A 12,244-nucleotide genomic window follows, 5' to 3' on the forward strand; every position below is an offset into this window, starting at 1 on the left:
ATTCAAGAAAAATGCGGGCGGATTTTCCACCCGCATTTTTCATTTATTGACCCTTTCAAGATTACCATTCTTATCCATTTGGAAACTCACCTTCGGATTAGTCTTTTCGTCCTCTTGTACACTAAGCTTTCTTGCCCGCTCCATGATTTGCATTAATGCACGATAATCTTCCTCAACCGCTTTCAGGTTTTCTTTAAGCAAAGCATTCTCTTCCAGCAATCGGACATTTTCCCGTTCAAGAAATAGGGACCGCTCAGAAATCCGTTCTTTTTCCTTATTATCAAGCTGAAAGAATTCATCCATCTTGGTTAAATATAATATAACTTCCTGAAGGGTAATAGATTCTTTATCTTCATGCTGGGGGGCCTTTTCTTCAATCGTGACATTTTCCACCGCTGCAACCGAATCCCTTTCCATTTCAGGCTTATTGACCACCTGTTCTTTCCTTTGTTTTTTCGCCAGCTCTATCCCTGATTTATATTGCTTCCTTACAAATGAATTCCAACGGAACCCACAAGCAGCAGATGTCCTCGATAACTGTTTCCCCACTTCTTCAAACGCCTTTAATTGTGTACTGCCTTCTCGTATATGCCTTAGCACCACTTCAGCCAACAACAGATCCTCATCATGAGTCCATGCATCTTGTCTCGCAATCGTCATCTCTCTACCTCCTTAGCAAGTTTTAATTCATAATATGCACATGCTAGGAAAGATAGAAGATATATAGAGCGTGTAATATTTATTTTTTCTTATTTATAAAACGATCGACTGCAGCATGATGCTCATCACTCGCCCACAGTTTAGAACATTCCCGGATTTCCGCATCCATTCTTCCTTTAAGCCCGCTACCCTGCCATTTATGGACCAGCAATCGTTTATAGGCCATCAATACCCCTGTCTCATGGCGAAGAAAATCTTCTGCGAAACCTTCCCATCCATCCGCACCTTCTCCGACTATCTCATCTACGAAACCCAATTCCTTTGCTTCCTCGGCTTTATGTATTTTTGCATCCAATAATAGCTTTAGCGCTTTTTGCTCTGATATTTTTTCAAGTAAAAGTGAAGCTCCGCCCCAGCCTGTCGTTATTCCCAGAGTACCTTGTACAAACCCCAGCTTAACTTCGCTCTTTGCTAACCTGAAATCACAAGCTGTCGCTATTTCGCATCCACCGCCGAAAGCACTTCCGTTGATGAGCGCTATTGTCGGTTTTGGGAAAACTGCTAGTTTATACAGAATTTCACCCATTTTCGATAACATAGCAAAGGCCTCTTCTTCTGTACGCAAATCCTGAAATTCCCTTAAATCACCACCTGAACAGAATGCCTCAGAGCCCGCCCCTGTCAGGACCAGCAACTTAACTTCATCATCGCATGCAGCTTCTGACAATATTGTCTCAAGTTCGTCCATCAATTGATAATTCACGGCATTCCTTTTCTCCTGTCTATTAAACAGGAGCTTCATGAAACCGCGTTCATCCTTTTCAACATTAATTACTTGATCCACATAAACACCTTCTCCGAAACCATCGGCAAACATAGATTATTCAAAATATTCTGCCAAATATATTTGTAAAAAAAGCACAGAGAAAAATCCCTGCGCTTTGATTAGCGTGTTGCATCAAGAAAGCAAAGCTCTCAAGTAGGTCAAGAAATTATTTTGCGACAACTTCTTTTCCTTTATATGTTCCACATTCTTTACAAACGTGATGTGAAAGAGTCATTCCACCACAGCTCGGGCATTCTACCATACCAGGTACTTGAAGCTTGAAGTGCGTACGACGTTTTCTTTTTACAGTTTTCGACGTTCTTCTAAAAGGTACAGCCATTATTCCCACCTCCTTAAAAAATATAAAAAAGCTGGAAAAATCGGATTAACGATTTTTCGTTCCAATCAAGATTCTTTATTGTTGTCAAAAAAGTCGGCAAGCTTTGCAAATCTCGGATCAACCTTATGCTCATTTTCCTCTTCAGAAATAACAGCCCAGTCTTTCCCGGATTGAGGAGCAGCTTCATTCGAATCGACATCCTCACAAAAAACCTGCATCGGAATTTCTAGCAATAAATTTTCTTTAATTACCGGTATTAAGTCTACAACTTCACCTTCCACAACAGTGACATCATCTCCGTAGAAATCAGCGTCATCTGCCTTTAAAAGAAAGGTTTCCTTTGTATCAATATCAATCGGATATTTAACGTCTACCAGTGTACGGGAGCAAGGTAATGTTAATTCACCTGAAAGATGCAAGTGAAAAGTAATCTCGGTCGAGCTGATATCAGCTCTTCCTGTTACTCTGATCGGAGAAACATCGCGAATTTGCGGGTCTCTTTCTCTAATGTCCAAGACATCCACCAGTTCATCAAACCGTAAATCTTTGTCCCGAATTTTTTGAAGTTGACTAATCGTCCATTTCAATTGAAATCACCTCAAGGCAACAAAAATAATTATAGCTTTCAATTATAAGTTTGTCAATATTTTTTCTTTACACTATAATGTAGTCATCCTAACTGATTTTCTAGGTTTAAGAATCATTACAAACACAAAAAATCTGGACGATTACTTATAGTAATTTTACTTGAAATACTATTTTAGCACTAAGTTGATAAAATACAAAGTTTTTCTCTGAGGTGAACGAATGAAAGCTTGCGGTTTAGTAGTCGAATATAACCCTTTTCATAATGGACATGTTTTACATGCAAGAGAAAGTAGAGAAAAAACAGGAGCAGATGTTGTGGTCGCTGTCATGAGCGGGCCCTTCTTACAGCGTGGCGAGCCTGCTATCGTCAGCAAGTGGACCCGTGCCGAAATGGCTTTGAATGGCGGCATCGATCTTGTCATTGAGCTTCCCTATGCTTTCGCGACACAGAAGGCGGAGATATTTGCAAAAGGCTCCATTTCTCTTTTGGAATCCCTTGGCTGTGACTCCTTTTGCTTCGGAAGCGAGGATGGCCGAATTGAACCATTCATCACCGCCCACAGAATTCTTTCGGATAATTCCGCTGCACTCGATGCTGCAATTAAATCGGCTATGGATGCCGGTAATAGTTATCCGGCCAGTGCTGCCCAGGCTTATCGATCGATCATCAATGGTGATGCGGCATTGGATTTGACGAAGCCGAATAATATTCTTGGAAAGGAATATGTAAGTGCTGCCCTTTCAAACGGCTACTCCATTCGCCCTTTTACGATTCAAAGGGTCGCTGCCGGTTACCATGAAACAAAGTTGTCCAAAGACCCTATTGCCAGCGCAACGGGGATACGTAAAGCCATCCATGAACACCAGGAATTAAATTCTGTTTCCAGTTATATTCCTCAGCCGACTATGGATGGCCTTCAGCAATATTTAACGCGCTACCATGCCTTGCATGACTGGGAAATGTATTGGCCACTTTTGAAATACCGAATCCTTTCTTCCTCTTTAACCGAATTGGCAGGGATATACGAAATCGAGGAAGGCATCGAACACCGAATAAAGGAGATGGCCAAACAATCTACGAGCTTTTCTGAATTCATGGCAGCTCTGAAGACAAAACGCTACACATGGACACGACTACAGCGAATGTGCGTCCATATATTGACGCATACATTAAAGGAACAGGTGATTCACAATGACCAACCAGCCTATATCAGACTTCTTGGCATGAATGGCCTGGGACAAGAATATCTTCGCACAGTAAAAAAAGGCTTACCACTCCCGCTCATCTCTAAACTTTCGTCCTATCAGAAGCAGGACATCGATACGGACTTGCGAGCGGCACAGGTGTATGCACTTGGCTTGTCCGAACCGTATCAAGCTGCCTTGATGAAACGGGAATATGAATCTCCCATCATTTTCAAATGAAGAATGGTTTAAGCTTGCCCGTCCATCCTTAAGAGTAATAATCCAATCATCAAAAAAAGCGCAAACAGTAGATGACTGCCTGCGCTTTTTTTCATTTTCCCTCTCCTTTTAGCTTCGTTAAGTAGGCTATTGCATCATCAAAGTTGTCAACCGGCACGATCTTCATGTCCGTGTCGATATCCTTTGCTGCAATGAGTGCATCTTCATAATTCGAACCTGCTGCTCCGTTTTCATTTGGGGCAAAAAATATTTCGGCTCCAGATTTATCGGCTGCAACTATTTTCTGTTGAATTCCGCCAATTGGACCGACTGTCCCATCTTCAGACATCGTTCCTGTACCCGCTATGTCATAGCCATTTGTAAGGTCGCCCTTTGTTAATTGATTATAAATCTCCAATGAAAACATTAAACCTGCCGAAGGACCGCCTATTTGTTCTGAATCTATGGCAATCGCCGGTTTTGTTGTCACTTTTCGATTATCATCCAGCGAAATGCCTATTCCGACCCTATTTGGGTCATTTTTAAAAGGCTGCAATGAAAGAATGGCCGTTTTCTCCGTCTCTTCCCGCTTATAAACTATTTTAACTTCATCTCCAGCCTTCTTTCCATTAATGTAGTTCATGAATTGCTGTGCAGACTTGAATTTAACGTCATCGACCTGAATGATTTGATCGCCCGCTTTCAGCTCTTTAGCTGCCGGCATTCCTTTTAGCACGTCCAAAACATATACACCCAGGTACTCGTAATCGACTTCTTTCCCTGCTTTTTCATATGCGATCTGGATGGCATTATTTTTAGAACCATCCATTAAGTGCAGCTGCCTGATATTGTATTCTTCATCTGTTTCATCTTCGCTTCGAATGGAGGTTTCCGGATAAAGCTCCTGATACTTGCTCCACTTCGCCAGCATGTAGGAATATATATTCGCCCGGCCCATCCTTACAGTGGTTAACATAAAGCTTCCTTTTGCTTCATCTCCTCCGGATACCTCAATGATTGGCTCCAATTCTTTAGCCATTCCTGGTTTTGACACATAAAAAGGTAGGGAATAAAGGGCTGATGCTATGAGAAGTATAGCCACCACCAGGAAAGTGCGTACATACATTTTACGGCTCATCTTCAAAGGACTCCTTCCAAGTAACAATGCTCTGCTTAATTTGATCTATCTTTCCTCTTGCAGCTTCTTCTCCAATACTAATTATTTCCTGAACGTTTGTAAATGATTTCGAGCTGTATTTCTCAACCCTGGGGCGTATCATGATGTCTGAAGCAAATTCCCTGCTTTTAACCAGTTCCATTTGCAGGATATCGAGGCTTTGCATGATGACGTCATAGATGGAGTTTATCTCCATATCCTGTTTCACGTGGGCTACATCCACACCAATTATGATGTCAGCTCCCATATCCTTCACGACTGAAACAGGAACCCTGTCAACAACGCCGCCATCAACAAGCAGTCTGTTTCCGATTTTTTCGGGAATGAAAATGCCGGGTATGGAGATGCTTGCCCTTACAGCAGGTGCGATGGGACCTTCCTGAAAAATGACTTTTTCCCCCGTTTTTATATCAGTGGCGACCACCGCCACAGGAATATCAAGTTCTTCAAATTTCTTGCCATATGTAAATACCCTGATTAAATCCTTTGTCCTTTTACCCGAAATGAAGCCCATTTTAGGTATGGTGAAGTCTAAATAATACTTTCGCTTAAATGCACGGGACAACTTATACAGCCTCTCGATATCCGAACCCGCTCCATAAAAGGCGGCAACCATAGCTCCCATGCTGCTTCCAGCAATCATATCTATCGGAATGCCTTCTTGCTGTAATACCTTTATCACGCCAATATGTGCAAACCCCCTAGCTCCTCCCGACCCAAGTGCAAGCCCGACCTTCGGTTCCGACAAAGATATCCCTCCCGCTATAACTAGTTCAAAATATTGAAATAACACTCATTCAAAGTTATGGTCTAAAACGGATTTATAGAAGCATATTATTTATATTGACAGTGAAACAAGCATGGCGGATATGAACCATGCCAGCCAATAAAGTGAGGGCTTCATTGAAATTCCATCGTGCGGATCATCCTCATTTATACATGTCGGAACAATCCACATTTCATCATGCGCTTACTTTTCGAGAAAAGGAAGTTCATATTTTATTATATACGAAACGAACTGCCCTTATTTAGTAACCTTCAAGAGGAGGCTGAATTTTGCTAAAATCAAAATCTAAAACAGTACTGTTAGCTACCTCCGTCACGATGATGGCAGTTGGCTTGATCATCTTCCCCCAAGAATCCTTTGAAGCTTCCAAAAGCGGACTGAATATTTGGTGGACAATTGTGTTCCCTTCGCTTCTACCTTTCTTGATTTTCTCGGAGTTATTAATCAGCTTTGGGGTTGTCAGGTTCATTGGCGTCATGCTCGAACCATTTATGCGTCCTTTATTCCGTGTACCAGGAGTGGGCGGTTTCGTTTGGGCGATGGGACTAGCATCAGGATTTCCAGCTGGAGCGAAATTCACTGTAAGGCTTCGTCAGGAAGAACAATTGACCCGCATTGAAGCTGAAAGACTCGTTTGTTTTACTAATTCATCCAATCCATTGTTCCTGTTCGTTGCCGTTGCCGTCGGATTTTTCCACAATCCTCATTTAGGGATCATCCTTGCACTTTCCCACTACCTAGGAAATTTTTGTGTAGGCATCATCATGCGTTTTTACCGTTGGAAAGAAGAAAAATCCCATACAAAAGTAATGACCAAGCTCCCCTCCATAACACAAGCCTTTAGCCAAATGCATCGTACCAGAATAAAAGAAACAAGACCATTTGGCAGTTTACTTGGAGATGCGGTACTCTCATCCATTCAAACCCTATTAATGATCGGGGGGTTCATCATTCTCTTTTCGGTGGTGAACAAGCTTTTATTTCATATGAACATTACCGGATTGCTAGCATCGGGGGTCGGAGGAATTTTACATATTTTTAATTTCCCAGATTCCTTAAGCCTCCCCTTCATATCAGGCATGTTTGAAATGACTCTTGGTTCAAAATTAACCAGTACGGTCGAGGATGCGACACTCTTTCAGCAAACTGTGATGACAAGTTTCATCTTAGCGTTCAACGGTTTCAGCATTCAAGCGCAAGTTGCCAGCATAATTGCCGCAACAGACATTCGTTTCACTCCCTTTTTTCTGGCTAGGATAGCACATGGCCTGCTGGCATCCTTTATTACCATCTTGTTTTGGGAGCCATTCTATAAAGGCAATATGTATAGCGGCAGCCCGATAAATGCATTCCCAGTAAGCGGATCCGGTGAACACGTGAATTCCCTATATCAGAACATGCTTGATTTCGGCCCTATTCTAACACTCTTGTTTTTGATCCTATACATCATCATATTTACCAAAAGGCTATTCAAAGGCCTTTCGTAAACAGAAAAAAAGAGCATTGCGCCTTGGCAATACTCTTTAGACTGTAGACAAACTCGATACTAATTAAGATTGCCTACATTTTTTTTGAGGGAGTGTAAAAAAATATGTACGTTGATTTCCACTCCAGGCACTCGCTTTCCGCGGGCGGTCCGGGAAGCCTCCTCGGCGCTCTTAGCGGGGTCTCCCTTGGACGCGCTTTTCTAAGCAGGAGTCTCGTATTCTCCGTTCCAACCAACTTTGTTTAAAAATTCGGATGGAATTCCTTTTGTCTACAAACTCAGAGCATTGCGCCTTGGCAATGCTCTTTTTTCTATCCTTTCAGTTCCTCGTACTTTTTGGCCAGGGCTTTCTGGACGACGCTTGGCACTAGTTCTGAGATATCCCCGCCATACTTCGCAACCTCTTTCACGATACTTGAACTCAAAAAAGAATATTGATTTTTCGTCATGATAAAGAATGACTCTATTTTATTATTAAGGAATCGGTTCATCGAAGTTCCCTGCATTTCATATTCAAAGTCGGAAGTCGCCCTCAATCCCCTGATAATGGCATTCGCGGAAACGCTTTCAGCATAGTCGACCGTCAATCCCTGATAGAAATCCACTTTAACATTCGGCATATGGGCAGTCGCCTCAGTAATCAATTCCAGCCTCTCCTCCACTGTAAAAAGTGAATTTTTCGCTGAATTGTTCACGATGACCACATATACCTCATCAAAAACATTCGCTCCCCTTTGAATAATATCAAGATGACCAAATGTTATTGGATCAAAACTCCCTGGACAAATCGCTATTTTGGACATTCATAGTTCCCCCTGTTCGTGTACGTTTCCCCATTGATAAATCGTAACGGCAATGACGCCATAAACTTCTTTTCTCTTAACGGTAAAGTCACCAACTTTTTCTGGCAATGTAACATCATGGCCATGCTCACAAACAATGTATCCCATATCGTTCAGCAATCGGTATTTATGTATTTCTTCAAGAATCTCGACTAGCTTTTGTTTCTTATAAGGTGGATCAAGAAAAATCAATTCAAAAGTCATTTCCCTTTTCACCAAAGCCTTCAGTGCACGCTCTGAATCATTTTTATAAACTTCTGCACGGTCTGAAAACTTGCATAGTTCCAAATTGGCCTTAACCGTTTGATTTGCTTTAAAATCCCGATCGACAAATATGGCTTTATCCATGCCTCTGCTTAACGCTTCAATTCCCAGTCCACCGCTCCCGGCAAACAAGTCGAGGACCAGCCCTCCTTCGAAATACGGACCAATCATATTGAAAATGGATTCCTTGACTTTATCGGTAGTCGGCCGGGTTCCTGTACCCGGTACAGCCTTAAGTGGTCTTCCTTTGCAAATTCCGGAAACGACCCTCATCATCCTCACCACATTTTATGACAAATTTCTGTTACTTTCCTATCCTAACATATTAGAAAAAGCTAGCCAATATTTAAACCCACTTGGCTTCATTTCCGAGATGAAAATCAATGTATCATTTCGGACCATGGAAAGAAGATATCCATTCTTTTTATAAATCTTTTACATTTTGAATAATAAAGTGGTTTTTGGCAATAATGTGAATAACAACATTCCTTTTTAGGTGTTGTTGCCAACCGCGGAGAAGGCTTACGTTTCCCCATAAGCTCTTCCTCCGGTTTCTCCTCTCCCTTTGCCTTCTGGTCCTTATTTAGACATAGAAGGACCCTGCATATTTTTGCAGGGCTTTTTTTTATTGATAAACCTCTGATATCTATGTTTCTTTGTCATGCTTCGTCAATGAAGTTGTCCTTCTCTTTTATGAGGGATAATGATAAAGTAATGAATAATAAGTTAGTTAGGAGAGGTTTAATTGATTCAACGTTTTATTGAAATTGGACAAGGATATTCCGATATATATGAGTTGCTGGAAGTAGGACGCAATCAGAAACATCGAGTTGCAAGGCTTTTGGCCATGCATACTACTATAAATGATAAAAAGGTAACGTCATTGGTGATCGTCATGCAGCCCACAGATCCCGGGAAATTCCAGCCACTTTACATTTGCCGTGAAGGTATACCGAACCCTCATGCCACTAAAAACAAACGCTATGAGCTTTTTGAGAACCTGGCGGAGGAACTGGATAGGCCGATTATTGAAATCGACGTGAAACCTTCGGTGCTCTTTGCAGAAATCGAGTTGTACTACCAACACTTAATCGGCATTTTGCGAATGAATAGGTATCTGCCCCCATTAGGGTGAAAGATATTGATGCACTGAATTGAAAATGGCTGACTCCGCATGAGTCAGCTTTTTTCAAATTCCCATTTTATAATCATATTCTTTCGCTTTATCCGGTTTGGAGTTTTCGAATTCCACCTTCAAAAAAGGCTTGTAAGAAAGATCCACTTTTTTAACGAACGAATAATTATTCAGCTTTTCCACTAGTGGTTCCACTTCATCCATATTCGTATAAAGCACCACATATTTCAACTTTTTTGAAACATAATGGATATTTCCAAATTTCCTAAGCATTTTGGCTTGTTTTAATGTATGTAAATAGACGATAATTCCCTGTCTCGCTCCAAGCATATCAATAACTCCCTTTTATAAAGGTTTTAACTTAAGTGTAGCATAGCAGAATCTTTACTTTCAACCAAGAAAAAAGATTATAAACGAAATTCTCTCACTATTATGAATATATACACTGTGAAGGGAGCCTAACAAACGATGGATTTAAACCATATTTGGCATCAATTTATTGATCATCTATTAGATAATGATGAAATTACCCAAGCTTCGATAAAAAAGTTCACAGGTATACCATTTATATATATCCATTATCATCCGGCTCAAAATGATAATAGTAAGCTTTCTTTTTTAATAAAAAAAGCCGCAAGCCTTTCAATGCGCGGCAAGCAACTTCATTGTGAAACCATTTTCGTACGGCAGGAAGAACATTTATATGTATTCCGGCATCGTTTTTATGTGCCGCAGCAAAAAATGTTTTGCTGCGGCAACCTTTGTCCGGACTGTATCTTATATCGCAGTTAATCGCTTTGTAACGATCACCCACTGTCTCGACGAAGGTTCCTTACATGACACAGCCACCGAACTCCGTAGCAATGTCGAATTTCGATGGCTGCATGTTCTTATATACCGGCCTGAATGTTCACGATCTGGCCATTACCTTAAGCAGAGCATCCACAACTTCCACCGGTTCCGCAGCTTCCCGTTGAACATCCACCTGATGAAACAAAAAATGGATTCCCCGCTGGGGTTTTGACCTGTTCAGAAACGGCTCGGCCAATTCTTCCGCTTATTTCATCAAGAACTGCTTGTAATTCGGTCTCCGCCCGCTTAAACCTTGCTACGACAGGATGCATATCCATGTCTCGTTTAGCTTGCCTGGTTTCCAAATTGATGCGTTTATAATCCGGATGATATTTACCGAACCTTTGAACATCTTCAAATAGATCCTTTAGCGAAGTAAACTTGGAAATTTTCCGCTGGGCCTCTTTGTCGCTTTGTAATTTATATAAACTAAGGAGGTATTCTTCCCCTATTTCAGAATGAAGGATCATTTCAGCCAATCCATCAGCCTGTTGTAAAATGTCGATGATTTCCATAGTAGCAAGCATTAACAAGCTCACCTCCATAACCATTTTACCATTTCTCCCTTTTAGATGCTAATGGTTTGATTAAATCGAGGAAGTGATATGTACCTCAATCTCTTTTTCCAGCCCTGTTTTGTCACCTGAACCATTCAAAATCTCCAGCTTAATTTTATGCTTGCCATTCGGGACATCCTTTAAGATAAATGCGGCCGTTTTCATATCGACTTTCTTTTGATTATCAATAAATACGGACACAGTTGCCAATTGTTCTGGATTTGCTTCAGAAAAACCATAGTTTTTCAAGTAGCATTCTACATAAACAGAGTTGCCTTTTACAAAGGTTTTTACCCGAAAGTCCTCATCTGAATTTCGGATGCTCGATACAGTGGTGGCAGCTTTAAGTGTAGAAACACCTTGCATGGCTACTCCTGAATTTTCAGGTTCCGGTATTTTCTTTCCACAACCCGACACTGCCATCAACACTGTTAGAGCCAATATCAACTTTCTCATTCCATCGTCCCCCTTTTGCCTTTATTGTTCGCCAAAAGGAGTAATTTACTCTTTTTTTCTTCATTCACCTGGAACATTCATCGCTTGAAACATATGAAGCATCATGGAGGCGACCTGAACGCTTTCCGAAAATTTAGAGACCCGATGCGGAATCGACTTTTCAAAATAATATTTCGCTTCGGTTTCAAACACATCCACTTCATGGGGATTACGCATTAACCTTTTGTACCATGCAGGCTGAACCCTCAAGTAATTTCGCATATCTTCGTTTGTTTGAATGAATTCATATATATTCTGACGCATGAAAAACCCTCCTTAATCTTTGGTGAATAAAAAAGGGTTAGCTCTCTGCTCTTTTTCTTTTGGGGGAGGACTGGTATCACCTGAATTATTCCCTTGGAAAGCAGATAGCACTCCTTGGATTGCACCGATGGCCTGATTGGCATTCGTAATATATTGTTGAATCTGCCCCATATCCATATTTTTAACTGCACTCATTAACGAACCGATCAACTCAGTGCTTTGGTCTCCCTTTTCAACCGGCGGTGATGGGGATTCTGTCTTCACTTTGGACTCACCCACACTGCCGTCAGCCTGCCAGCGTGGATGATCTTCACCGAGTAAATACCACTCTTCAAAAAGTTCCTGCCATGTTGCTTGTTTGCTTCTCACTTCATTCACTAAATGAGGATGCTCCTTTACAAACTCCCGAAATCGATCCACGGAGGGCCGTTTTCTTTTTGCCATTACGCTCACCTCACACTTAGACATCGCCTATTGCACCATATGCTAAAGGTAAATAAAAAGTGCATCACATTCCATTTTAAATCCAATTGAATTTCCATAAAAACTTCCATAACCTGGCTGAGT

General features: G+C 41.3%; 17 protein-coding genes. 4 read left to right on the plus strand and 13 right to left on the minus strand.

The features are described from left to right. Positions 1-39: 39 nt before the first annotated feature. The 4 genes from J7E52_RS23930 to J7E52_RS23945 form a co-directional block, all read right to left on the minus strand. Entirely contained in the window at positions 40-660 is a 621-nt protein-coding gene (locus J7E52_RS23930; protein WP_214750838.1) for an RsfA family transcriptional regulator, read from the minus strand. 79 nt (positions 661-739) lie between these two features. Continuing rightward, the gene (locus J7E52_RS23935) at positions 740-1,504 is read right to left on the minus strand and encodes an enoyl-CoA hydratase/isomerase family protein (RefSeq protein WP_309476933.1); all 765 of its coding nucleotides are present in this window, start codon (positions 1,502-1,504) and stop codon (positions 740-742) included. 148 nt (positions 1,505-1,652) lie between these two features. Continuing rightward, entirely contained in the window at positions 1,653-1,826 is a 174-nt protein-coding gene (gene rpmF, locus J7E52_RS23940) for a 50S ribosomal protein L32 (RefSeq protein WP_034313929.1), read from the minus strand. Between the two features lie 65 nt (positions 1,827-1,891). Next, positions 1,892-2,413 (minus strand): YceD family protein, encoded by a 522-nt coding sequence (locus tag J7E52_RS23945; RefSeq protein WP_214750840.1) that lies wholly within the window; start codon positions 2,411-2,413, stop codon positions 1,892-1,894. Between the two features lie 220 nt (positions 2,414-2,633). On the opposite strand from J7E52_RS23945, the gene J7E52_RS23950 reads away from it, so the two are divergent. Next, positions 2,634-3,839: a nucleotidyltransferase gene (locus J7E52_RS23950; RefSeq protein ID WP_214750841.1), complete on the plus strand. Its 1,206-nt coding sequence runs from the start codon at positions 2,634-2,636 to the stop codon at positions 3,837-3,839. 91 nt (positions 3,840-3,930) lie between these two features. On the opposite strand, the gene J7E52_RS23955 is transcribed toward J7E52_RS23950, so the two are convergent. Both J7E52_RS23955 and J7E52_RS23960 read right to left on the minus strand, forming a co-directional pair. Further along, positions 3,931-4,956 carry a SepM family pheromone-processing serine protease gene (locus J7E52_RS23955; protein WP_214750842.1) on the minus strand — a complete coding sequence of 342 codons (1,026 nt, stop codon included), beginning with the start codon at positions 4,954-4,956 and terminating at the stop codon, positions 3,931-3,933. After that, on the minus strand, positions 4,946-5,743 hold the full coding sequence (locus J7E52_RS23960; protein WP_214750843.1) for a patatin-like phospholipase family protein: 798 nt from the start codon (positions 5,741-5,743) through the stop codon (positions 4,946-4,948). Before J7E52_RS23960 ends, J7E52_RS23955 begins: the two co-directional genes overlap by 11 nt. 308 nt (positions 5,744-6,051) lie before the next feature. Here J7E52_RS23960 and ylbJ point away from each other — a divergent pair, with 308 nt between their 5' ends. Next, positions 6,052-7,269 (plus strand): sporulation integral membrane protein YlbJ, encoded by a 1,218-nt coding sequence (gene ylbJ, locus J7E52_RS23965; protein ID WP_214750844.1) that lies wholly within the window; start codon positions 6,052-6,054, stop codon positions 7,267-7,269. A 310-nt stretch (positions 7,270-7,579) separates the two neighbouring features. Here ylbJ and coaD read toward each other — a convergent pair whose 3' ends face one another. Together coaD and rsmD are read right to left on the minus strand one after the other, a co-directional pair. Beyond that, positions 7,580-8,071, minus strand: coding sequence for a pantetheine-phosphate adenylyltransferase (gene coaD, locus J7E52_RS23970; protein WP_034313942.1), 492 nt, complete (start codon positions 8,069-8,071; stop codon positions 7,580-7,582). After that, complete coding sequence (gene rsmD, locus J7E52_RS23975; protein ID WP_034313946.1) at positions 8,072-8,647, minus strand: 16S rRNA (guanine(966)-N(2))-methyltransferase RsmD; 576 nt, start codon at positions 8,645-8,647, stop codon at positions 8,072-8,074. It lies immediately after the preceding gene. A 472-nt stretch (positions 8,648-9,119) separates the two neighbouring features. Here rsmD and J7E52_RS23980 point away from each other — a divergent pair, with 472 nt between their 5' ends. Next, positions 9,120-9,509, plus strand: a complete 390-nt coding sequence (locus J7E52_RS23980; protein ID WP_063231953.1) for a DUF7147 family protein — start codon at positions 9,120-9,122, stop codon at positions 9,507-9,509. 54 nt (positions 9,510-9,563) lie between these two features. On the opposite strand, the gene J7E52_RS23985 is transcribed toward J7E52_RS23980, so the two are convergent. Further along, positions 9,564-9,839, minus strand: a complete 276-nt coding sequence (locus J7E52_RS23985; protein ID WP_048684554.1) for a YlbG family protein — start codon at positions 9,837-9,839, stop codon at positions 9,564-9,566. 138 nt (positions 9,840-9,977) lie between these two features. Between J7E52_RS23985 and J7E52_RS23990 the strand changes: the two genes are divergently transcribed. After that, on the plus strand, positions 9,978-10,301 hold the full coding sequence (locus J7E52_RS23990; protein ID WP_214750845.1) for a hypothetical protein: 324 nt from the start codon (positions 9,978-9,980) through the stop codon (positions 10,299-10,301). Between the two features lie 137 nt (positions 10,302-10,438). Here the strand turns inward: J7E52_RS23990 and J7E52_RS23995 are convergent, their stop codons facing one another. From J7E52_RS23995 to J7E52_RS24010, 4 genes are read right to left on the minus strand one after another with little or no spacing between them, the layout of a single operon-like run. Beyond that, a complete protein-coding gene (locus J7E52_RS23995; protein ID WP_214750887.1) occupies positions 10,439-10,888 on the minus strand; it encodes a YlbF/YmcA family competence regulator in 450 nt (149 codons plus the stop codon). Positions 10,889-10,948: 60 nt separating this feature from the next. Continuing rightward, the gene (locus tag J7E52_RS24000) at positions 10,949-11,374 is read right to left on the minus strand and encodes a hypothetical protein (protein WP_214750846.1); all 426 of its coding nucleotides are present in this window, start codon (positions 11,372-11,374) and stop codon (positions 10,949-10,951) included. Between the two features lie 60 nt (positions 11,375-11,434). Then, positions 11,435-11,677, minus strand: a complete 243-nt coding sequence (locus tag J7E52_RS24005; RefSeq protein WP_214750847.1) for a YlbE-like family protein — start codon at positions 11,675-11,677, stop codon at positions 11,435-11,437. Positions 11,678-11,689: 12 nt separating this feature from the next. Then, positions 11,690-12,121, minus strand: a complete 432-nt coding sequence (locus J7E52_RS24010; protein WP_214750848.1) for a YlbD family protein — start codon at positions 12,119-12,121, stop codon at positions 11,690-11,692. Positions 12,122-12,244: the final 123 nt, after the last annotated feature.

The organism is Bacillus sp. ISL-34 (assembly GCF_018613325.1).
Lineage (GTDB): Bacteria > Bacillota > Bacilli > Bacillales > DSM-1321 > Peribacillus.

Excerpts from the sequence above, each read along its gene's own strand:
- rpmF (WP_034313929.1), bottom strand. The coding sequence starts at position 1,826 with ATGGCTGTACCTTTTAGAAGAACGTCGAAAACTGTAAAAAGAAAACGT.
- J7E52_RS23990 (WP_214750845.1), top strand. The coding sequence starts at position 9,978 with ATGGATTTAAACCATATTTGGCATCAATTTATTGATCATCTATTAGAT.
- J7E52_RS23955 (WP_214750842.1), bottom strand. The coding sequence starts at position 4,956 with ATGAGCCGTAAAATGTATGTACGCACTTTCCTGGTGGTGGCTATACTT.
- rsmD (WP_034313946.1), bottom strand. The coding sequence starts at position 8,647 with ATGAGGGTCGTTTCCGGAATTTGCAAAGGAAGACCACTTAAGGCTGTA.
- J7E52_RS24000 (WP_214750846.1), bottom strand. The coding sequence starts at position 11,374 with ATGAGAAAGTTGATATTGGCTCTAACAGTGTTGATGGCAGTGTCGGGT.
- J7E52_RS24010 (WP_214750848.1), bottom strand. The coding sequence starts at position 12,121 with ATGGCAAAAAGAAAACGGCCCTCCGTGGATCGATTTCGGGAGTTTGTA.
- J7E52_RS23995 (WP_214750887.1), bottom strand. The coding sequence starts at position 10,888 with ATGCTTGCTACTATGGAAATCATCGACATTTTACAACAGGCTGATGGA.
- J7E52_RS23930 (WP_214750838.1), bottom strand. The coding sequence starts at position 660 with ATGACGATTGCGAGACAAGATGCATGGACTCATGATGAGGATCTGTTG.
- J7E52_RS24005 (WP_214750847.1), bottom strand. The coding sequence starts at position 11,677 with ATGCGTCAGAATATATATGAATTCATTCAAACAAACGAAGATATGCGA.
- coaD (WP_034313942.1), bottom strand. The coding sequence starts at position 8,071 with ATGTCCAAAATAGCGATTTGTCCAGGGAGTTTTGATCCAATAACATTT.
- J7E52_RS23985 (WP_048684554.1), bottom strand. The coding sequence starts at position 9,839 with ATGCTTGGAGCGAGACAGGGAATTATCGTCTATTTACATACATTAAAA.
- J7E52_RS23950 (WP_214750841.1), top strand. The coding sequence starts at position 2,634 with ATGAAAGCTTGCGGTTTAGTAGTCGAATATAACCCTTTTCATAATGGA.